We start from the raw sequence: 21,142 nt of genomic DNA, 5'->3' as shown, positions 1-21,142 counted from the left end.
GTTGAGGCGCGCATCGGGTCAGCGATCGCCATGGCGCGCAAGCGCCCAGTCCACATGTTCCTCGATCAGAAGATCGCCTGAATTCTGCCGCGTGCGCAGCGCGGCGATGGTATCCGGGGTGGTCGGCGCATTGCCGAGCGCGACCGCGAGGTTGCGCAGCCAGCGGCGGTGTCCACTGCGGCGGATCGGCGAGCCTTCGGTGCGCTGCAGAAACTCGTTCTCATCCCAGGCGAACAGCTCGGCCAGGCTCGCGGTGTCGAGGCTGTTGCGCGCGCGGAAGTCCGGCTCGTCGGTACGCTTGGCGAACTTGTTCCAGGGGCAGACCAGCTGGCAGTCGTCGCAGCCGAAGATGCGGTTGCCGATCAGCGGGCGCAAGGAAGCGTCGATCGCGCCTTCGTGTTCGATCGTCAGATAGGCGATGCAGCGTCGCGCATCGAGCCGGTGCGGCGCGGTGATCGCGCGCGTCGGACACACATCGATGCAGCGCACGCAGATGCCGCAGTGCGCGCTCGCCGGCGGATCGACCGGCAGCGGCACATCGACATAGATCTCGCCGAGAAAGAACCAGGAGCCGCCGTTCTTGTCGATCAGGCAGGTGTGCTTGCCGATCCAGCCCAGGCCCGCGTTGCGCGCAAGCGCGCGTTCGAGCACCGGCGCCGAATCGACGAACACGCGGTGGCCGAACGGACCGATTTCCTCGGCAATGCGATGCGCGAATTTCTGCAGCCGGTTGCGCATGAGCTTGTGGTAGTCGCGGCCCAGCGCATACCGCGCCACGTAGGCGCGGCTGCCGTCGGCCAGCGTGTCCCAAGCGCTTTCGTCGTCGTTGCGGCCGTAGTCGAGCCCGACCGACAACACGCGCACCGTACCCGGCAGCAGCTCGTCCGGGCGCGCGCGCATGTCGCCGTGGCGCGCCATCCAGTCCATGGTGCCGTACAGACCCTGCGCCAACCAGTCGCGCAGGTGCGCTTCGTCCTCGCGCAGATCGATGCCGGCGATGCCGCAGCGCTGGAAGCCCATCTCGCCCGCGATCGCCTTGATGCGCGCGGCAAGCGCGTCGGGCGCTGCGTGGGACGGAACGGCGGTGGCGGCGGAAGGCATCACGATGCGCGAAGTATAGAATCCGCGCGATGAGTGCTTCCTGTGCCACGCCTGCGCCCGGCGCTTTGCTGCCGGGCTCCCCGCTGTACGACGCAGCCGCGCTGCGGGCGATCGAGGCCGCAGCGCTCGCGCACGCAGGCGAGGCCACCGCGCTGATGCAACGGGCCGGGCAGGCCGGCTGGCGCACGCTGTCGTCGCACTGGCCGCAGGCGCGTCGCATCGTCGTGGTCTGCGGGCCGGGCAACAACGGCGGCGACGGCTATGTGCTGGCGACGCAGGCGCTGGCGTCGGGATGTGAGGCAGTCGTCGTCCGGCTCGAATCGCATGCGCCGCGCACCGGGGCGTCGCGGGCAATGTGCGCGGCCTTCGAAGCGGCGGGCGGCAAGGTCGAGGCATTTGGTGGCGCGTTGCCGCCTGCAGACATTCTCGTCGACGCCCTGTTCGGCATCGGCCTGTCGCGCGCGCCCGACCACGCGACTGCCGCGCTGATCGACGCCATCAACGCCGCCGGCGTGCCGGTGCTCGCGCTCGACACTCCCAGTGGCCTGTCGGGCGATCGCGGCAGCGCGGATGGCGCCGCCGTACGCGCGACACGCACCTTGCAGTTCCTCGCCCCGCAGCTCGGTCTGCAGACCGGCGATGGTCCCGATCACGCCGGCGCCCTGTCGCTGGACGCGCTCGGCGTCGATGCGCACTGCTTCGAAGCAGCGCAGGCACTGGCGCGACGGATCGACGCGCAAGCTCTCGCGCACTGGCTGCGGCCGCGTCCGCGCAATGCACACAAGGGCAGCCACGGTCGCGTGCTGTGCATCGGTGGTGATCACGGCACCGGCGGCGCGGTGATGCTCGCGGCCGGGGCCGCGCTGCGCGCCGGCGCCGGACTGGTGGAAGTCGCGACCCAGGGCGTGCATGTCGCGCCGTTGCTCGCGCGCTGGCCCGAGGTGATGGTCCGCCGCACTGACAACGTGTCCGCACTCGCCGGCGCCCTCGACGCGGCCGATGTCATCGCGCTCGGTCCCGGCCTGGGGCAGGGCAGCTGGGGGCACGCGCTGTTTGACGAGACGTTCGATGCGGCCATCGCAGCCGACACGCCGCTGGTGCTCGATGCCGATGCGCTCAACCTGCTCGCCGCACGGCCGCGCGGACTGCCGGCAGGCGCTGTGCTGACCCCGCACCCGGGCGAAGCCGCGCGTCTGCTCGATACCGACACCGCCGCGGTCCAACATGACCGCCCATCCGCGGTGCGCGCACTCGCCGCGCGCTGGAATGCGGTCGTGGTGCTCAAGGGTGCCGGCACGCTGGTCTGCGCGCCCGGCGGACTGCCCTGGCTCATCGCTGCAGGCAATCCCGGCATGGCGACCGGCGGCATGGGTGACGTGCTGACCGGCGTCATCGCGGCGCTGCGCGCCCAGGGGCTCGACGCCGAACACGCGGCTGCCTGCGGCGCCTTGCTGCATGCAGTGGCCGGCGACCGGGCCGCGCGCACGGCGGGCGAGCGTGGACTGCTGCCGGGCGATCTGATCGATGTGCTGCGCGCCTGCGCGAATCCGGAGCCTCACCCATGATCCGCCGTCATCTGCCCGACGAGGCCGCGACGCAAGGGCTTGCCGAAGTGCTCGCCACGCATCAGCCCAGAGGCGCTGTCGTGCATCTGCAGGGCGATCTGGGCGCGGGCAAGTCCACGCTGGCCCGCGCCTGGCTGCGCGCGCTCGGTGTGACCGGCACCGTACGCAGCCCGACCTACACCCTTGTCGAGCGCTATCCGGTGGACGGCGGCGAGGCCCTGCACCTGGATCTCTACCGGATCGGCGATGCGGGCGAGCTCGACTTCCTCGGGCTCGACGACATCGACGCCGCACTGTGGCTGGTCGAATGGCCCGAGCGCGGCGCCGCAGCGCTGCCGCCGGCGGATCTCGAGATACGACTGGCGATCGACGGCGCGGGGCGCGCAGTCGAGCTGTGGCCGTACGGAGCGGCTGGAACGAGGTGGCTGGCACAGCTGATCGATGATCCCCGTTTGTCGACGCTTCCTGAACCGAAACCATAGGAAGGATCTGCAGGTTACGGATTTGAAAGGGAAAACGACTTGCATTGTTCCGGGTGCGGTGATTGACTAGCCCGCATGCGCATCCGGGGGATCAATCTGTCTCAGCTCGCGTTGGCGGTCGCCCTGATCGCCGCGTTGTGCTGGAACATCGCCTACGGCGCCGAGCTGCGCGGGATCGACGTGCGCTCCGGCGCCACCGGCACTCGCGCCGAGCTCAAGCTCGATGCGCGCGCCGAGTATTCGGTGATTTCCCTCGCCAATCCCGATCGCCTGGTCGTCGACCTGCCCGGTACCCGGTTGCGGGCGACCGCGATGCCGGCCGGTGCCGGCACGATCCGCTCCGTGCGCAGCGGACAGCCGGTTGCCGGCACCACGCGCATCGTGTTCGACCTGGCGTCGTCGGTGAAGGCCATGCCGCCGCGGATCGAAGACAGTCCGGACGGGCCGACGCTCGTCATCGAATGGCCGGGTGACGGCGCTGCCGATCCGATCGCACGCATTGCTGCTGCGACCGCGTCGACGCCCGCCGCCGCAGCGCCGACTGCAACGCCTGTGGTCGATCCGGCGCTGGCGTCGAAAGATGCGACCTCGCGTCTGATTTCGAGCATGGGTCCGCAGCAGGGCCCTGCGCCTTCCGCGCCTGCGCCGGAGACGGTCACCGCGCAAGCACCTGCCACGCAGCTGCCCCCGGCGCCCATTCCGACGCCGCCGCCTGCCGTGCAGCGCGACATCGCGCCGGCGGCGCAGGTGCCGATGCCCGCCGCGGTCGGGCCGGGCATGCGTCCGCTGGTGATCGCGATCGATCCCGGCCACGGTGGCCGCGATCCCGGCGCCATCGGGCCGGCCGGCACGCACGAGAAGAATGTGGTGTTGGCGATCTCGCGCGAACTCGCGCGTCAGATCAACGCCACGCCCGGCATGCGTGCGCATCTGGTGCGCGAGAACGACAGCTACATCGAGTTGCCGCAGCGTGCCCTGCGTGCACGCAGGGCCAAGGCCGACATGTTCGTGTCGATCCACGCCGATGCCGCGCACAATCGTGCGGCTTACGGTTCGTCGGTCTACACCCTGTCCACGCGCGGCGCCTCGTCCCAGCAGGCGCGCTGGCTGGCGGATCGCGAGAACAGCGCCGATCTGGTCGGCGGCGTATCGCTGTCGCAGGACACGCTGTCGAACGTGCTGCTGGAGATGGCGCAGAGCGGCCACATGCGAGCGTCCCAGGATGCCGCGACCCATGTGCTGTCGGGTCTGCGCAATGTCGGCAAGACGCACAAGGCGAACGTCGAGTACGCGAACTTCTCGGTGCTGCGCAACGCGGACATGCCGGCGATGCTGGTCGAGACCGGCTTCATCTCCAATCCCGAGGAAGAACGTCGCCTGCTTGATCCGGCGCACCAGCGCCGTCTTGCCAGCGCCGTGCTCAACGGCATCAACGCCTACTTCATCGCCCAGCCGCCGCCGGGCACGCTGTACGCCGCGCGCGCCGCTGCGGCCGATGCGAACGGCGCCGCCGGCGGCAGCCCCTGAGCCCCGGGCGCGACGCCCAAGCCGGTATCATCCACGTTGATTCCTGCCGCGACGCGCCAGCGTCGCCGATGCCCACGTGCCGATCCGCCAGCTCCCCGACATCCTCGTCAACCAGATCGCCGCCGGCGAAGTGGTCGAACGCCCTGCGTCCGTGGTCAAGGAACTGGTCGAGAACGCGCTCGATGCCGGCGCGCTGCGCGTCGATATCGATCTGGAAGAAGGCGGCGTCCGCCTGATCCGTATCCGCGATGACGGTGGCGGCATTCCGCCCGAAGAACTGACGTTGGCCGTACAGCGACACGCGACCAGCAAGATCGGGTCACTGGATGATCTGGAGGCCGTCGCCACGCTCGGCTTCCGCGGCGAGGCGCTGCCGTCGATCGCCTCGGTGAGCCGCTTCTCCCTGATCTCGCGCCGTGAAGACGAAACCCACGGCTCCGCTTTGGAAGTCGAAGGCGGCCGCGTCGGCGAAGTCACGCCGCGATCGCATCCGCGCGGGACGACGGTCGAAGTGCGCGATCTGTTCTACAACGTGCCCGCGCGCCGCAAATTCCTGCGCGCCGAACGCACCGAGCTCGGCCACATCGAGGAATGGCTGCGCGCGCTGGCGCTGGTGCGGCCCGACGTCGAACTGCGCATCAGCCACAACGGCAAGCCTTCGCGCCGCTACAAGGGTGACGAGGATCTGTTCTCGGGCGCGCGCCTGGTCGAAACGGTGGGCCGCGAATTCGCCGACAACGCGCTGCGTATCGATCACAGCGCCGCGGGTTTGCGCCTGCACGGCTGGATTGCCAAGCCCGCGTACTCGCGCGCGAGCGCCGACCAGCAGTATCTCTATGTCAACGGCCGCGCGGTGCGCGACCGGAGCGTGGCGCATGCGGTGAAGCAGGCGTTCGCCGATGTGATGTACCACGGCCGCCAGCCGGCCTACGTGCTGTTTCTCGAGCTCGATCCGACGCGCGTCGACGTCAACGTGCATCCGGCCAAGCACGAAGTGCGCTTCCGCGATGCGCGCCTGATCCACGATTTCGTCTACCGCACGCTGCACGAGGCTCTGGCCGATACGCGCGCAGGGCAGACGAACCACGCGCCGGCAGATGCGGCGATGCAGGCATTCGCCGCCGTGCCCGCGTCCGGCACTGCGGCGATGCCCGACTGGTCGCGGCCGATGCCGCAGCCGAATCTCGCGCTGCGCGTGGACGAAACCCGCGCAGCGTATGCCGGGCTCTATGGGCCGACACCGGCGCAGATCGCATCGGGTGCCGAGACCTGGACGCCGTCGCCGATGGCACCCGACGCCGCCGTCGACGATGCCGGCACGCTGGTGCCGCCGCTTGGTTATGCGGTCGCGCAACTGCACGGCATCTACATTCTCAGCCAGGCGGCCGACGGCATGATCGTCGTCGACATGCACGCCGCGCACGAACGCATCGGCTACGAGAAGCTCAAGACCGCGCACGACGGAGAGGGTGTGCGCACGCAACCGCTGCTCGTGCCGCAGACCGTCGCGGTGTCGGAGCGCGAAGCCGATGTCGCCGAAGCCGAAGCCGCGACGCTCGCCGAGCTCGGCTTCGAAGTCTCGCGCGCCGGTATCCAGTCGTTGTTGCTGCGCGGCGTGCCGGCCCTGCTCGCGCAGAGCGACACCGAAGCCCTGCTGCGCGACGTGCTGGCCGATCTGCGCGAGCATGGCGAGAGCCTGCGGGTGCGCTCGGCACGCGACGAACTGCTGTCGACGATGGCCTGTCATGGCGCGGTTCGCGCGAATCGGCGCCTGACGGTGCCCGAGATGAACGCACTGCTGCGGCAGATGGAAGCGACCGAACGCTCCGGGCAATGCAATCATGGCCGTCCGACGTGGGCGCATTTTCCGCTCGCCGAGATCGACCGCTGGTTCCTGCGAGGACGCTGACATGCTGCGATGGCGCCACTGCTGCACGATCGGCCTGTTGGTGCTTCTCGCTGGCTGCGGGGAGACCGTCGAGAGTGAGGATCCGTCCGCGCGCGCCGACGCTGCGCGACTCGATGTGATGTTCTCCGCGCAGACCCGCGTCTGGCAGGACACGCGCCGCGCCGAACTGGTCGCGCCCGATGGCTGGCTGAGCCTGATCGGCCTGTATCGCATCGAACTGAAGTCGCATTTCATCGGCAGCGGACAGACGGCCGGCATCCGCCTGTCGATGGGGCCGGAGAAGCTCGGCCTGCTGCAATCCGACAATGGCGCGTATGCGTTCACGCCCGAGCGCGGCGTCGCGGTGACGCTCGATGGCGCGCCGGCGCGCGGCCGTGTACTTCTGCAGACCGACACCGATGCTTCGCCCAGCGTGCTGGGCTTCGACGACGGCAAAGGCGCGCTGACGATCATCGAACGCGGCGGCTCGGCGTTCGTGCGGGCGCGTCATGAAGACGCGCCTACGCGCAGGCGCTTCACCGGCCTGGAGTACTGGTCGACCGCACGCGACTGGCAGGTCGATGCGGAATTCGTGCCCGCGGCATCCGGTACGACGCTGCCGATCGCCAACATCCTGGGCATGGTCGAAGACACACCGACGCCGGGCTCGGTCGCATTCGAACGCGACGGCAAGCGCTACACCTTGCAGGCGCTCGAAGGCGGTGATGGCAGCTTGTTCCTGATCTTCGCCGACCGCACCAGTGGCCACGGCAGCTACAGCGCCGGCCGCTACCTCGATGCGCCGGCGCCGGGCGCCGACGGGCGGCTGCAGATCGATTTCAACCGCGCCTACAACCCGCCGTGCGCGTTCACCGCGTTCGCGACCTGTCCGCTGCCGCCTGACGGCAACCGCCTCGACCTCGCGATTCCCGCGGGCGAGAAGACCTATATCCCGGCCACCACGGTATGACCCCAGATTCCGAACAGGACCGCCTCCGCATGCGTCGACCCGCGCCGTTCCGTTTGCTCCGTTCGTGTGCACTGCTGATCTGCCTGTTCGCCGGTGGCGCGAGCCAGGCCGAACTGCCGTTGCTGGAAGCGCCTGCGACGCTGCTCTCGCCGGTGGTCGTGCCTGCCGATGGACTGCAGGAAATCCCCGCGATCGGCTACGGCGCGTTGGCCCCTGCGCCGGTGCCGCTGCTGTGGCGGGTGAGCGGCGAGCACGGGGCGTTGTATCTGCTCGGTTCGTTCCATTTCCTCACGCCGGCCGACTACCCGCTGTCCGAAGACGTTGCACGGGTGATCTCCGGCGCCGGCGAAGTGGTGTTCGAGCTTGCACCGGAGGAGCTGCATTCGCCCACGCTGGGCCTGCAGATGATGCAGGCCGGCCTGCGCAGCGACGGCAGCAAGCTCGACGACGAGATTCCCGCGCAGACGGCGACGCAACTGCGCGCATGGGCGGATGCGAATGCGGCGTCGTTGCAGGGCGCAGGCGGCGGCTCGAGCCTGCAGCTGTTCGAACCCTGGTTCGTCTCGTTGCTGGTGACGACGACCGAACTTGGTCGTTTTGGCCTGGAAGCGAAGCTGGGCATGGATGCCCAACTCGCGCGTCAGGCGCAAGCCGCGGGTACGCCCACCGCAGGCCTGGAATCCGCGCAGCAACAGATCGAGTTGCTCGACGGCATGGGCCGTGTCGAACAGACGCAGATGCTGCAGGAGGCGCTGGAGCAGGCGGGTGCGGGGCCCGAATCGATCCAGGCACTGCATGAAACCTGGCGCGCGGGCAACGCAGATGCACTGTGGCAGGAGATGGGTCTCGACATGCGGGCGCGATTCCCCGCTCTCTACGCGCGCATCAACACCGAGCGCAACGACGCCTGGCTGCCCAAGCTGGAGCAGATGCTGCAACAGCCTGGCGACATCCTCGTCGTCGTCGGCGCGCTGCATCTCCTCGGCCCCGACGGCGTGGTCGAGAAGCTTGCGGCGAAAGGTTACTCGGTGGAGCGCGTGTGTTCGGCCTGCGCACCGCCCGACACGACCCTACCTGCAACGCCTGCTCAGGTGCAGCCCGAAACGGGTACCTGACGCAGACGGCCGCCTAGGCGGCGGCAATCATCTCGATGCAGTCCACCGGACACGCCGGTACGCACAGCGCGCAGCCGGTGCACGCGTCGACGAGCACCGTGTGCATCAGCTTCGAGCCGCCGACGATGGCGTCGACCGGGCAGGCCTGGATGCACTTGGTGCAGCCGATGCAATCGGCCTCGATGACCAGCGCGACCGGCGGCAGCGCGTTGTGCACGCCGCGTTCGCGGTCGAACGGCAACGCGGCGGTATCGAGTGCGCGGGCGAGCGCGCGTGCCCCCGCATCGCCGCCGGGCGGACACCGGTCGACGTCGGCCTCGCTACGGGCCATTGCCTCAGCGTAGGGGCGGCAGCCGTCGAAACCGCACTGGCCGCATTGGGTCTGCGGCAACAGGCGGTCGAGACGTTCGACGAGGGACGGCGGCATGCGTGGCGTTCGGCTGGGCGTGCGGTCTGTGTCGTCGCGGCGATGCCGCGCCGGCTCAGCGGACCGGCATGCCCGGCTGCGCTGCGGCGTCCGCATCCAGCAGTGCGAGCGCGCCGCCATCGAAACCGGCGGACAGGATCATGCCTTCGCTGATGCCGAAGCGCATCTTGCGCGGCGCCAGATTGGCGATGAACACCACGTTGCGACCCACCAGCGTGTCCGGCGCGCCGTAGCTCGCGCGGATGCCCGAGAAGATCTGGCGCGTGCCGAGATCGCCGGCGTCGAGTTCGAAGCGCAGCAGCTTGTCCGAACCCTCGACGAACTCGCAGGCGACCACCTTGCCGATGCGCAGGTCGAGCTTGGCGAAATCATCGATCGAGATGTGCGCCGGCGCATCCGCGTCAGCGTCTTTCGTGGGCGCCGCAGCAGGTGCTTCGACCGGCTTCTTCGCGGCGGCGGGTGCAGCCGGTGCGGCGGCGAGGGTGTCCTTGGAGGCGTCGGTCATAGCGTCGATCTGCTTGGGGTCGATTCGGGTGAAGAGCGGGGCATACGGTTGGATCACGTGGCCGAGCAGCGGCGCGTCGAGCGCGGACCAGGTGTCGGCCGGCGCAGCGAAGAACGCGTCGACCTCGCGCGACACGCGTGGCAACACGGGCCGCAGCGCGGTCGCCAGCACGCGGAACAGGTTCAGGCCCTGTGTGCAGACCGCCTGCAGCTCGGCATCGCTGCCGTCCTGCTTGGCGATCACCCACGGCTTGCGGTCGTCGATGTAGCGGTTGGCCTCGTCGGCCAACGCCATCACCTGGCGCAGCACGCTTGCAGGTTCGTTGCGCGCGTAGCTCTCGCGGATCGGCGCGAGCGCTTCAATGAAGCGCGCATACGTTTCCGGCTCCGGCAACGCCTCGGCCAGACGTCCGTCGAAGCGCTTGCCGATGAAGCCGGCACAGCGGCTGGCGAGATTGACCAGCTTGCCGACGACATCGCTGTTCACGCGTGCGATGAAGTCGCCGAGGTTGAGGTCGAGATCGTCGACACCGCCCGAGGACTTCGCGGCGAAATAGTAGCGCAGCGCTTCCGGATCGAGTCCCTGGTCGAGGTAGGTACGCGCCATGACGAAGGTGCCGCGCGATTTCGACATCTTCGCCCCGTCGACGGTCAGATAGCCGTTGACGTGCAGACGCGTCGGCGCGCGCAGGCCGGCGCCGTGCAGCATCGCCGGCCAGAACAGGCCGTGGAAGTTGACGATGTCCTTGCCGATGAAGTGGTGCAGCTCGGCGCCGCCCTCGGGCGCGAGCCAGGCATCGAAGTCCAGGCCTTCGCGCGCGCTTAGCGCCTTGAAGCTGCTGAGATACCCGATCGGCGCGTCCAGCCAGACGTAGAAGAACTTGCCGGGATGGCCCGGAATCTCGAAGCCGAAATAGGGCGCATCGCGCGAGATATCCCAGGCGCGCAGGCCGCCTTCGCCATCGAGCCATTCCGCGAGCTTCGCCTTGACGCCCGACACGGCGACATCGCCGGCCAGCCACTCGCGCAGGAAGGCTTCGAAGTGGCCGAGTTCGAAGAAGAAGTGTTCCGACTCGCGTACTTCCGGCGTCGCCCCGCTGACGACCGAGACCGGATCGATCAGGTCGCTCGGCGAATACGTGGCACCACAATTTTCACAGTTGTCGCCGTACTGGTCCGGCGTGCCGCACTTGGGGCAGATGCCCTTGACGTAGCGGTCCGGCAGGAACATGCCGCGCACCGGATCGAACAGCTGCGCGACATCGCGACGGGCGATATGACCGCCGGCATCGAGCCGCCCGTAGATCGTCTCCACCATGCTGCGATTGCCCGCCGAATGGGTCGAATCGTAGTGATCGAAATCCACGCCGAACGCTGCGAAATCGCGCTCATGCCCGGCCTGGATGTCGGCGATGAAGGCTTCGGGTGTTGTGCCCGCCTTCTCGGCCGCGAGCATGATCGGCGTGCCGTGCGTGTCGTCGGCGCAGACGAAGCGCGCCGTGTCCCCATCCATGCGCCGCGCGCGCACCCAGATGTCGGCCTGGATGTAACCGACCAGATGGCCGAGGTGCAGCGGCCCGTTGGCATAGGGCAGAGCAGTGGTGACGAGCAGCGTGCGCGGCATGGACTGACGCTTGCGGGAGCGGGCGGAGCGGGATTATCGCATGCGGCCCTTGCCATAAAAAAAGAGCCCGGCCGAAGCCGGGCTCTTTCATGCAGCAATTACAGGAACATCAGAACCTGTAAGTGGCACCCATGTACACGAAGCGACCCACGCTGTCGTAGAACGCTGTACCGACGTCCGCGCCGAAGTAGTTCGCCGGCGGATCCTTGTCGAACAGGTTGTCTGCACCGATGTACACCTTAATGCCCGAGTCGGGGAACGTGAAGCCGACCTGTGCATTGTGGTAGACGTACGAACCGTTGCGGATCGGCGTGGTCTGACCCGGGTTGCTCTGATAGGACGCCGGCTCGACGCGCAGGTTGTGGTGCATGTAGCGCATCGTCCAGGAGGCATCCCAGTCATTGCGGTTGTACGACGCTTCCAGGTTCGCACGGTAGCGCGGGTCGGTCACCGAGGTGGACCACTCACGGAACTCGTTCGGGAAGTCCTGGAACGCCCACTCGCGCGACTGGATCAGGCGGGTGCCGACCAGACGCGTGACCGCGTTGCCGCCTGCCAGATCGAAGCGATAGTCCACTTCGAAATCGACGCCGACGCGGCGCGACTTGGCAAGGTTCTCATTGAGCGCGCGCCAGTCGTAGATGCTGTGCTCGGGGAAGAAACGCCCCTGTGTATCGGTGAGGCCGCCAGGACCCGCGCGCCTGATCTGGTCGCAGAACTGGTTGTTGCTCACGCCACCGGGCGAGTCCACGCAGCGGGTCGCATTGACCTGTGCAGTGACGGCGCCGATCGCATCGTCCAGCGTGACGCGCCAGTAGTCGACCGATACGCCCAGACCCCTGACGAATTCCGGCTGCCACACCACACCGAAGGACACGGTGTCAGCAGACTCGGGGCTCAGATTAGGGTTGCCGCCACTCACGCCGGGACGGTTCGCCGAATAGCTGTCCTGCCAGCCGACCGGGATCCCCAGTGCGGTGCAGTTGGCCTGGCGCAGTGCCTGGTCGGCCGCAGTTCCAGGCCGGTTGCTGTTCGTCGGCGTGTAGCTGCAAGGGTCGTTGACAGGGGCGAAGTTCTGCGACTGCGGATTGAACAGTTCGCCAATACCAGGTGCCCGGACGGCTTTGGCAAGCGTGCCGCGCAGACGCAGCGACGAGAACATCTGCCAGTCGAGACCAATGTTCCAGGTCTTGGTGCTGCCGATGGTGTCGTAGTCCGAGTAGCGGCCGGCGAGATCGACGGCGAGGCGCTCGATGCCGGGCAGGTCGGCGAGCAGCGGGATCGAAGTCTCCAGGAACACTTCACTGACGTCGTACTGGCCGCCACGGCTGGAGATCGCGTTCAGGAAGGTCAGGCCGAGCGCAGCCAGTGGGTCGGTGTTCTCCTGGCTCTGCTCTCTGCGGTGCTCGACGCCGGCAGCAAAGCCGACATCGCCTGCGGGCAGCGAAAACAGCGCGCTATTGGCGACAGATGCTGCGTACACCGTTTGCTTGAGCTTGGAGGTGTTGAGGGAGTTGACGTTGAACCACTGCGCAGCAGCCGGATTGGCTGCCACTGCACCATCGCCGAACACCGAGAACGGCACGCAACCCGCGACAAGCGCGGCGTTGTAGCGTTGTCCGGTGGCGATGTTGAAGGCGTTCGGGTCGAGAGTGCTGCGGCAGACGATGTTGCCGCCAGCGTCACGGACAGTATCCAGGCCTGCCCACCAACGCTCATTGATGCGGTTGTTCAGGTTCAGGCGCGAGATCGAGGATTCGCCATAGTTAAACGAGGTTTCATACGACCAGTTCTCGCCGAAGAAGCCTTCCACCCCGACCACAAGGCGCTTGGTGTCGCGGTCCACCTGCTCGCCGCGGCGACCGGCGTCGACGTTCATGCGGCCGAGCTCGAAGAACTGAGTAGGCGTTCCTCCCAGATTCGCCGTGCGCACGAGGCCCGGGTTGGCGGCGATAAGCGCGCTCAGCTCGGGGCTGATATAGGCGTTGTCGGTGCGGATGCGCAGCGCAGAGTCGAACGCGGATTGGCCGTAGAAGTTCGATTCTGTCTTGCTGTACTTGGCTTCGGCAAACACCCGATGATTGTCGTTGAGGTCGAAACCGAAGATCGCGTTCACGCTGGAACGGTTGAACGTAGGCTCGAGGTCGGCGAGCGCGTTGAGATCCGTGAAGTCACAATCGATACAAGACGTGCCGGTCGCGTTGTACCAGCCGTCGTAACGGTTGCGCTGGAAGCTGCCATCCGGGTTGAAGCGGTAACGCAGGTTCGGATTAAACGGATTGCTGTTCGCGTTGATGACGCCGCCCGTGTAGAACGAACCACCAGTGGAGATCGAGTGATTGCCGCCCGGGCCGCCCAGAATGTTCTGCGGGTTTGACTCGCTGGAAGGCTGCGTGCGGTCGAAGTTGGGATTGGGTGTGGTCACCAGGTAACGGCGGCCGATTTCGCGGCTGGTGCGGCTGAAGCGATCCTGCTCGCTGCGCTCGATAGAGATCGCAGCGGTACCGCGGCCTTCGGCAAAATCGCTGCCGGCCGAGATGCTGAAGAACTGCCGACCGAAGCCTCCTTCGCTGGCCGAACCCTTCTGGCCGCGCATTTCAATGCCGTCGAACGACTTCCTGGTGATGAAGTTGACAACGCCGGCAACGGCGTCGGCGCCGTAGACCGCGGACGCGCCGCCCGTGATCACCTCGACGCGCTCGATCCACTCGACCGGAATGGTGTTGACGTCAACCGCGGTTGAGCCGGGAGTGGCGCCGACGTGGCGACGGCCGTTGACCAGTACCAGAGTGCGCGCCGTGCCCAGGCCGCGCAGATCGAGCAGGCCCAGACCGGCGGTACCGATGAAACGTGTGGAGTTGCCGAGCGTGTAGGTCGGGCTCAACGCCGGCATCTTGGTCATCAGGTCGGCGATCGTGACCGCGCCGGTGGCACGGATCTCTTCGGCGGAGATGGAGGTGACAGGCGACGGCGTGACGAAACCTTCACGCGCGATGCGCGAACCGGTGACGTTGACACGATCAAGCGTCTGGGCTTCGCCACTGGCGGCGGGTGCGGTCTGTGCGTGCGCGGTACTCGCAGCGGTGGCCAGCAGGGTTGTGGCAATAGCCGCATACAGCGGAGAAATCTTGTTCACGAGCATTTGGGTCCCCTTGAAAGAAAACCGCACGCCACCTGGAACACGTGGCTTGCGAGCAGCTGCTTAACGCAGCGTTAACCTATTTGCCACAAGGCGGTAACCAATGCAAGGGGTTTTTTTTAATTTTTTGCATGAATAGATGTTTAGTTGTGCCTGATCCGCTCGCAATTTGCGCATAGACCTTGCTGAAGGCTGCAACGTGCAGTGCGTTCATCCAGCGTCGTTGGCGCCGGGTCAAAGCGTCAGCCTCCCCCGGCGCGACGAGCCAGTCGCTACCCGAGTGCGGTCAGAGCGTCTTGATGCGGGCAGGTACGTCCACCTCCATCACTCGCGCTGCCAAACCTGCTCACGGCAGATGAAGGCGACGCAGCCCGACACCCCGATGCGGTTCGCGTCGAGCATCTTCGCCTTGGACTTGTAGGTCTTGCCATTGGCGGGATCGAGGATCGTGCCGCCCGACCACTCGCTGCCATTCGGCTTCAAATCCCAGAGGATCGTCATGCCGGTGATCGGCTGGTTCTGGCGGCTGCCGGTGCACTTGTCGCAGACCGGATTCGGGCCTCGATCGGAATGCAGCACCTGGGCCACGCGTCCGCTGAGCGTGCCGTTCGCCGCCTGAGTGATCTCGACGATCGACTTCACTCGGCCGGTTTCATCATCGATGGTCTTCCAGCGGCCGACCGGCGACTGCGCGGCAGCAACCATGGACGCCAGCGCCAACGTCAGGCCCACCAAGGCCGTCAGTCCTCCCTTCTTCTTGTTCAGCATTGCTATCCCTCCCTCAAGCTGCGTCCAGCACAGCGCTTGCGCAGATAGCGGAGTTATAGCTGATAAGCGAACGACGGGGAGAAGTTGACTACGATTGTCGAGACGCTGCAGCAAATCCTGATGAGGTGGTCGCTGCTACCTGATGCATCGTGCAGGCTATTACCAGGATGTCCTCAGTCTAGGAAGGCGCGCGATCAAGCGTGCTGGCAAGCAAGATGATGGGAGAATGCACGTCCTGCATCAGTCATTCGCCCCCATGAAGTACGTACCAGTTCCCGCACGCGCAGTACAAAACGCGCTGTCGCCACTTCCCCGCATCCGCAACATCCTCGCCATCGGCTCCGGCAAGGGTGGCGTGGGCAAGTCCACGACTGCGGTGAACCTCGCGCTTGCGCTCGCGGCGGATGGGGCGCGGGTGGGCGTGCTGGATGCCGACGTGTACGGCCCGAGCATTCCGATGATGCTTGGGCTGTCCGGCAAGCCGGACAGTCCGGATGGCAAGTCGATCCTGCCGATGCGCGCGCATTGCATTGAGGCGATGTCGATCGGGCTGCTGGTCGATCAGGACACGCCGATGATCTGGCGTGGGCCGATGGCGACGTCGGCATTGACGCAATTGCTCAACGACACGCTGTGGGGCGGCGACGAGGCGCTGGACTATCTGCTGGTGGATCTGCCGCCGGGTACGGGTGACATCCAGCTCACGCTGGCGCAGAAGATTCCGGTGGCCGGTGCGGTGATCGTGACGACGCCGCAGGACGTGGCGACGCTCGATGCGCGCAAGGCGCTGAAGATGTTCGAGAAGGTCGAGGTCGCGGTGCTCGGGCTGGTGGAGAACATGGCCCAGCATGTGTGCTCGAACTGCGGGCATGTCGAGCACCTGTTCGGCGACGGCGGCGGCCAGCGCATGGCAACGCAGTACGGCGTACCGCTGCTGGGCTCGCTGCCGCTGGAGATCGGCATCCGCGCGCAGGGCGATGCGGGTGTGCCGATCGTCGTTGCGGCGCCCGATTCGCCTGCCGCACAGGCGTACCTCGCCACGGCGCGGCGGCTGGTGGAAGCACTCGAGAAGCGACCCCGGGCGCCGATGTCGATTTCCGCGTCGCTGGTCTGAAGCCGCTGCCGCAGCGGGGTGACGCAGGCGGCCCGCGCGGCGACAATGGGCGCCCAGGCCGCCGCGCCGCAGGAATCCCACGATGAGCATCAAAAGCGACCGCTGGATCCGCCGCATGTCCGAGCAGGGCATGATCGAGCCCTTCGAGCCGGGCCAGGTCAAGCAGGACCCGGCCGGCCAGCGCATCGTCAGCTACGGCACGTCGAGCTACGGCTACGACGTGCGCTGCTCGCGCGAGTTCAAGATCTTCACCAACATCAACTCGACGATCGTCGATCCGAAGCATTTCGACCCCGGCAGCTTCGTCGACATCGAGGCGGACGAGTGCATCATTCCGCCGAACTCGTTCGCGCTGGCGCGCACGGTCGAGTACTTCCGCATCCCGCGCGACACGCTTGTGGTGTGCCTGGGCAAGAGCACGTACGCGCGCTGCGGCATCATCGTCAACGTCACGCCGCTCGAGCCGGAATGGGAAGGCCACGTCACGCTGGAGTTCAGCAATACGACGCCGCTGCCGGCGCGCATCTACGCCAACGAAGGCGTCGCGCAGATGCTGTTCTTCCAGTCCGATGCCGACGACGTGTGCGAGACCTCGTACAAGGATCGCGGCGGCAAGTACCAGGGCCAGCGCGGCGTCACCCTGCCGCGCACCTGATCGTTCGAACCACTACGCAAGGACGCTGCGATGCAGGACCCGAATCCCTACCAAGCGCCGACCGCGCAGCTGCAGACCGATGCGGTCGAGCAGCTTGCGGAGCGTGGCACGCGCCTGGGCGCCGTACTGATCGATGGCCTGATCGGGTTGGCCGTGCTCACGCCGCTGATGTGGCTTGGCGGCTACTGGAGCGCGGTAATCGACGCAGCGCAACGTGGTGAGCAGGTCGGCTTCGGTCTGCAGGCGATATGGATGCTGATCGGCATGCTCGCATTCGCCGCGATCCACGCCTGGCCACTGCACGTCGGTGGCCAGACCTGGGGCAAGCGTCTGCTCGGCATCCGCATCGTTACGCTCGATGGCCGGCCGGTGACGGCGCTGCGCGCGATCTTCGCGCGTTATTTCCCGCTGCAGATCGTGGGCGGAATTCCGTGCCTGGGTGCGTTGGTCGTGCTCGGCAGCCTGGGCATGATCTTCCGTCAGGACCGCCGTTGCGGGCACGATTTCGTCGCCGGCACGCGCGTGGTCCGCGCGCGCTGAATCAGCGGGGGAGCCCGGCCTGCAACTGGCTGACCCGCGCGACGAGTTGCTCCGGCGTATAAGGCCGCGCAGCGACCCGGCCCCACACCGGCGCCGGCCAGGCCGGATCGTCCTGTTCGCGGCCGATCACGTGCACATGCAACTGCTCGACCATGTTGCCGAGCGCGGCGATGTTGAGCTTGTAGGGCTGGCATACGGCGCGTAACAGGCGCGCAGCGATGTCGATCTCGTCGGTCAACTGGCGACGCTGGTCGGCATCGAGATCGATCAGTTCGCGCGCGTTCGCAATGCGCGGCACCAGCACCAGCCAGGGATAGTTGGCGTCGTCCATCAGCCGCAGCTCGCACAGGGTGAGCGTCGTGAGAGGGTGGGTGTCGTCGGCGAGCTGCGAATGCAGCGTGTAGGCAGGGGTCATGGCGTCGCATCCTGCCGCAGCGCGGCGTCGAGGAAGGCGAGGGTGGCGCGTCGCGCGGCAGCGGCGCTGGCCGGATGGTAGTGATCCGGATCGACATCGCGGTTGAAGCCGTGTCCGCCTGGATGCACCAGGACTTCCGCGTCGGGCTTGGCCGCGCGATGACGCGCGATGTCCCCGGGCGAAATGGCGGAATCGTCCGCGCCGAACTGGAACAGCATCGGCGCCTGCAGCGGTTCGTCGAGAAACGGAACGGTCCGTGCGCCGTAATAGCTCACCGCGGGCAGCCCCAAGCGCGTATTGGCGAGAAAGGCCAGCGTGCCGCCCCAGCAGAAGCCCACCACGCAGAGGCGGCGGTGTCCTTCGGCCTGCAGCGCGTCGCGGCAGGCGCGGAGGATGCCGAGTGCGCGCTCCAGTCCCAGCGCGTCGACCAGTTCGCGGCCGCGCGCAAAGCCGTCGGCGTCATAGGCAAGTTCGACATGGCGGGCGACGGGGTCGAACAGTGCCGGCGCCAGCGACAGATAGCCCGCGGCGGCATATCCGTCGGCGACGCTGCGGATATGCGCATTGACGCCGAAGATCTCCTGGATCACGACGACCGCGCCGAGGGCCGCGGCGCCGTGCGGCGGTTCGGCACGCCAAGCGTTCACCGGTCCGGAGGGCGTGGCGAGGACGACATCCCGGCCCATGGCGGATTCCCTGTTCAGGTGGCGACCCGAGTCTAACCGAGGCAGCAATGACGTTTCCGTGCGCCCGGTCCATGCCTGGCCCGGCGCTATACTGCGCAGCCATCGCGCGCGGGCCCTGCGCCGTGCGACCGCGATCCCAGCCGCCCTCGGCGGCCATCTCCAAGCCATGGTTCCCATGTCCGCAGCCAATCCCAAGGTCGGGTTCGTCAGCCTCGGCTGTCCGAAAGCCCTCGTCGATTCCGAACGCATCCTCACCCAGCTCCGCGTCGAGGGCTACGACATCGTCCAGACCTACGACGATGCCGACGTCGTCGTCGTCAACACCTGTGGCTTCATCGATTCGGCGGTCACCGAATCGCTGGACGCGATCGGCGAGGCCATCGCCGAGAACGGCAAGGTCATCGTCACCGGGTGCCTGGGCAAGCGCGAAGAAGTGATCCGCGAGGCGCATCCCGGCGTGCTGTCGATCAGCGGCCCGCAGGATTACGGCTCGGTGATGCGCGCGGTGCACTCGGCGGCGCCGCAGACGCACAATCCCTTCCTCGATCTGGTGCCGCGCCGCGCGGCGGCCGACGACATCGGCATCAAGCTCACGCCCAAGCACTACGCGTATCTGAAGATTTCCGAAGGCTGCAACCACCGCTGCAGCTTCTGCATCATTCCGTCCATGCGTGGCGATCTGGTCTCGCGCCCGGTCGACGACGTGCTGCGCGAGGCCGAGAAGCTCGTGCGCGGCGGCGTGCGCGAACTGCTGGTGATCTCGCAGGACACCTCGGCCTATGGCGTCGACGTGCGCTACGCGGAGCGCACATGGCGCGAGCGCCAATACGCCACGCGCATGAAAGCGCTGTGCGAAGGGCTGTCGGAACTCGGCGTGTGGACGCGCCTGCATTACGTGTATCCATATCCGCACGTCGACGACATCATTCCGCTGATGACCGAGCGCCACGCCGACGGCATGCCGAAGCTGCTGCCGTATCTCGACGTGCCGCTGCAGCACGCCAGCCCGCGCATCCTCAAGTTGATGAAGCGGCCAGGCGCGATCGACAAGACCCGCGAGCGCATCGCGCGCTGGCGCGAAATCTGCCCCGAGCTGACGATCCGCAGCACCTTCATCGTCGGGTTCCCCGGCGAGACCGAAGACGATTTCCAGCAGCTGCTGGACTTCCTCGACGAGGCGCAGCTCGATCGCGTCGGTGCGTTTGCGTATTCGCCCGTCACCGGCGCAACGGCCAATGCGCTGCCCGACGCCGTGCCCGAAGAGGTGAAGCAGGAGCGCCTCGCGCGCTTCATGGAGAAGCAGGCGGAGATCTCGACCGCGCGCCTCGAAGCCAAGGTCGGCACGGTGCAGATGTGCATCGTCGACATGGTCGACGGCGATCTCGCGATCGCCCGCTCGATGGGCGATGCGCCCGAGATCGACGGCGTGGTGCAGATCCAGGATGGCCGCGAGGCCGACCTGCAGCCCGGCGATTTCGTCGATGTCGCGATCATGGGCAGCGACGAGCACGATCTCTACGGCGAGGTCGCCGAGGTGCTGGCGTGATCCGCCGCGCGGTGCTGCTCGCGGCTGGGTTATGCGCAGCCGGTGTCGCGCAGGGCGCCGACGGATTGAGCGGCACGTATCAGCCGGCCGGCGAAGGCGGCGCGGCGTTTCCCGCCGATGCCCAGCTGATAGTGCGCGCCGAAGGCCGGGGCTGGCTGGCGATGTTCCGCGGCGAGGGCCTCGCGCTGTTGCCGCTGAGCGCGATGGAGCAGCACGGGCTGTTCCCGGACATCGGGCCGGAAGCGCGTCTGCAGTGCGCGTATTCGCGCGCGTTCCTGTTCTGCCGCGTGTCGCCGGGCACCGAGTTTCCGGACAAGAACTTCACGTCGACGACCGGGTATTTCACTGCGTTGTCGGATGACGGGATCTTCGAGATGCGTCGCGTCGATTGACAGCGTGCATCTGCGCCGACCTCTGCTTGGTCGAGCGCGCCATGCGTTCTTTGCACGTCCTCCCTGCTGCGGATGACGCGCGATTCGTTACCAGGCGTGGATCGTCGGCACGTTAGCGTGTGTCAGCGCGCCGCCTCGACTGCATCCACATAGTCCCAGGTCGCGACCTCGATCGCGTCGATCGACGCGATCGCCCAGGGCAGCAGGCGGCGGCCTTCGTCACCACCGTCGTCGCGCATCGTGCCTGCGGCGTTGTAGTCGACCAGGGCCTGCCACGCTGGCAAGCGAGCTTCCACGGTGTCGCGCAGCTGGCGTAGCGCGGCGTCGGCGGCCGGCGCCGAGCCGGATGCCGCGAGTGCTATCTCCGCGCGCGACCGAAAATCGGCGCCGAAATGATGGGTGTCCGTGCGGGCACGCCAGAACGCGCCGAGCCGGAAACGTTCGTCGGCGGCCGCCATCGGTCCGCGCGCGATGCCGGGTGCGGTGCGCTCTATCAGGAACCGCCGCAGGCGATGCGCCAGGTCCGCGTGCGCGAGCGCCTTCGCGTCCGGTGCCGGCGCGGCACGGTCCTGCGAGGTCGTCGGCGATGCGTCACGCGTGCATGCGGGCAGGGCGAACAAGCCGACTGGCAGCAGCAGCGCTGACAGAACGCGCGCAGCGAGGCGAATGTTCAAGCGCCGCCGC

General features: G+C 67.3%; 19 protein-coding genes. 11 read left to right on the top strand and 8 right to left on the bottom strand.

The window, feature by feature from the left end; translation table 11 throughout:
- Positions 1–18: 18 nt before the first annotated feature.
- Positions 19–1,101: a tRNA epoxyqueuosine(34) reductase QueG gene (queG, locus tag J2X52_RS12075; RefSeq protein WP_310153546.1), complete on the bottom strand. Its 1,083-nt coding sequence runs from the start codon at positions 1,099–1,101 to the stop codon at positions 19–21.
- Between the two features lie 29 nt (positions 1,102–1,130).
- On the opposite strand from queG, the gene J2X52_RS12070 reads away from it, so the two are divergent.
- From J2X52_RS12070 to J2X52_RS12045, 6 genes are all read left to right on the top strand, one after another.
- The gene (locus J2X52_RS12070; RefSeq protein ID WP_310153543.1) at positions 1,131–2,666 is read left to right on the top strand and encodes an NAD(P)H-hydrate dehydratase; all 1,536 of its coding nucleotides are present in this window, start codon (positions 1,131–1,133) and stop codon (positions 2,664–2,666) included.
- On the top strand, positions 2,663–3,148 hold the full coding sequence (tsaE, locus tag J2X52_RS12065) for a tRNA (adenosine(37)-N6)-threonylcarbamoyltransferase complex ATPase subunit type 1 TsaE (RefSeq protein WP_310153540.1): 486 nt from the start codon (positions 2,663–2,665) through the stop codon (positions 3,146–3,148). The genes J2X52_RS12070 and tsaE overlap by 4 nt, the downstream gene beginning before the upstream one ends.
- A gap of 75 nt (positions 3,149–3,223) precedes the next feature.
- A complete protein-coding gene (locus tag J2X52_RS12060; RefSeq protein WP_310153536.1) occupies positions 3,224–4,675 on the top strand; it encodes an N-acetylmuramoyl-L-alanine amidase in 1,452 nt (483 codons plus the stop codon).
- A 76-nt stretch (positions 4,676–4,751) separates the two neighbouring features.
- Positions 4,752–6,584: a DNA mismatch repair endonuclease MutL gene (gene mutL / locus J2X52_RS12055; protein ID WP_310153533.1), complete on the top strand. Its 1,833-nt coding sequence runs from the start codon at positions 4,752–4,754 to the stop codon at positions 6,582–6,584.
- A 1-nt stretch (position 6,585) separates the two neighbouring features.
- The gene (locus tag J2X52_RS12050) at positions 6,586–7,533 is read left to right on the top strand and encodes a DUF1684 domain-containing protein (protein ID WP_310153528.1); all 948 of its coding nucleotides are present in this window, start codon (positions 6,586–6,588) and stop codon (positions 7,531–7,533) included.
- Between the two features lie 29 nt (positions 7,534–7,562).
- Positions 7,563–8,648, top strand: coding sequence for a TraB/GumN family protein (locus tag J2X52_RS12045; RefSeq protein ID WP_310153525.1), 1,086 nt, complete (start codon positions 7,563–7,565; stop codon positions 8,646–8,648).
- 13 nt (positions 8,649–8,661) lie between these two features.
- Here the strand turns inward: J2X52_RS12045 and rnfB are convergent, their stop codons facing one another.
- The 4 genes from rnfB to J2X52_RS12025 all read right to left on the bottom strand — a co-directional run bounded on the left by rnfB (position 8,662) and on the right by J2X52_RS12025 (position 15,110).
- Positions 8,662–9,075, bottom strand: a complete 414-nt coding sequence (gene rnfB, locus J2X52_RS12040) for an Rnf electron transport complex subunit RnfB (protein ID WP_310153522.1) — start codon at positions 9,073–9,075, stop codon at positions 8,662–8,664.
- A gap of 55 nt (positions 9,076–9,130) precedes the next feature.
- On the bottom strand, positions 9,131–11,203 hold the full coding sequence (gene metG, locus J2X52_RS12035) for a methionine--tRNA ligase (protein ID WP_310153519.1): 2,073 nt from the start codon (positions 11,201–11,203) through the stop codon (positions 9,131–9,133).
- A 109-nt stretch (positions 11,204–11,312) separates the two neighbouring features.
- A complete protein-coding gene (locus J2X52_RS12030; protein ID WP_310153516.1) occupies positions 11,313–14,345 on the bottom strand; it encodes a TonB-dependent receptor in 3,033 nt (1,010 codons plus the stop codon).
- Positions 14,346–14,666: 321 nt separating this feature from the next.
- On the bottom strand, positions 14,667–15,110 hold the full coding sequence (locus J2X52_RS12025; protein ID WP_310153513.1) for a DUF2147 domain-containing protein: 444 nt from the start codon (positions 15,108–15,110) through the stop codon (positions 14,667–14,669).
- 256 nt (positions 15,111–15,366) lie between these two features.
- Here J2X52_RS12025 and apbC point away from each other — a divergent pair, with 256 nt between their 5' ends.
- From apbC to J2X52_RS12010, 3 genes are all read left to right on the top strand, one after another.
- A complete protein-coding gene (apbC, locus tag J2X52_RS12020; RefSeq protein ID WP_310153511.1) occupies positions 15,367–16,224 on the top strand; it encodes an iron-sulfur cluster carrier protein ApbC in 858 nt (285 codons plus the stop codon).
- A gap of 82 nt (positions 16,225–16,306) precedes the next feature.
- Positions 16,307–16,879, top strand: coding sequence for a dCTP deaminase (gene dcd, locus J2X52_RS12015; RefSeq protein WP_232117224.1), 573 nt, complete (start codon positions 16,307–16,309; stop codon positions 16,877–16,879).
- Positions 16,880–16,909: 30 nt separating this feature from the next.
- Entirely contained in the window at positions 16,910–17,419 is a 510-nt protein-coding gene (locus J2X52_RS12010) for an RDD family protein (RefSeq protein WP_310153504.1), read from the top strand.
- Between the two features lies 1 nt (position 17,420).
- Here the strand turns inward: J2X52_RS12010 and J2X52_RS12005 are convergent, their stop codons facing one another.
- Together J2X52_RS12005 and J2X52_RS12000 are read right to left on the bottom strand one after the other, a co-directional pair.
- Positions 17,421–17,834 carry an HIT family protein gene (locus J2X52_RS12005; protein ID WP_310153502.1) on the bottom strand — a complete coding sequence of 138 codons (414 nt, stop codon included), beginning with the start codon at positions 17,832–17,834 and terminating at the stop codon, positions 17,421–17,423.
- Positions 17,831–18,520 carry a dienelactone hydrolase family protein gene (locus J2X52_RS12000; RefSeq protein ID WP_310153498.1) on the bottom strand — a complete coding sequence of 230 codons (690 nt, stop codon included), beginning with the start codon at positions 18,518–18,520 and terminating at the stop codon, positions 17,831–17,833. The genes J2X52_RS12005 and J2X52_RS12000 overlap by 4 nt, the downstream gene beginning before the upstream one ends.
- Positions 18,521–18,695: 175 nt before the next feature.
- On the opposite strand from J2X52_RS12000, the gene rimO reads away from it, so the two are divergent.
- A complete protein-coding gene (rimO, locus tag J2X52_RS11995) occupies positions 18,696–20,066 on the top strand; it encodes a 30S ribosomal protein S12 methylthiotransferase RimO (RefSeq protein WP_310153495.1) in 1,371 nt (456 codons plus the stop codon).
- On the top strand, positions 20,063–20,458 hold the full coding sequence (locus J2X52_RS11990) for a hypothetical protein (protein ID WP_310153494.1): 396 nt from the start codon (positions 20,063–20,065) through the stop codon (positions 20,456–20,458). The genes rimO and J2X52_RS11990 overlap by 4 nt, the downstream gene beginning before the upstream one ends.
- Before the next feature lie 122 nt (positions 20,459–20,580).
- Here the strand turns inward: J2X52_RS11990 and J2X52_RS11985 are convergent, their stop codons facing one another.
- Positions 20,581–21,132, bottom strand: coding sequence for a hypothetical protein (locus J2X52_RS11985; RefSeq protein ID WP_310153491.1), 552 nt, complete (start codon positions 21,130–21,132; stop codon positions 20,581–20,583).
- Positions 21,133–21,142 lie beyond the last annotated feature (10 nt).

The sequence above is a fragment of the Luteimonas sp. 3794 genome (assembly GCF_031456825.1).
Classification (GTDB): domain Bacteria; phylum Pseudomonadota; class Gammaproteobacteria; order Xanthomonadales; family Xanthomonadaceae; genus Luteimonas.
Note: the sequence above shows the minus strand (reverse complement) of the source record. Positions and strands in the feature narration are given on the sequence as shown.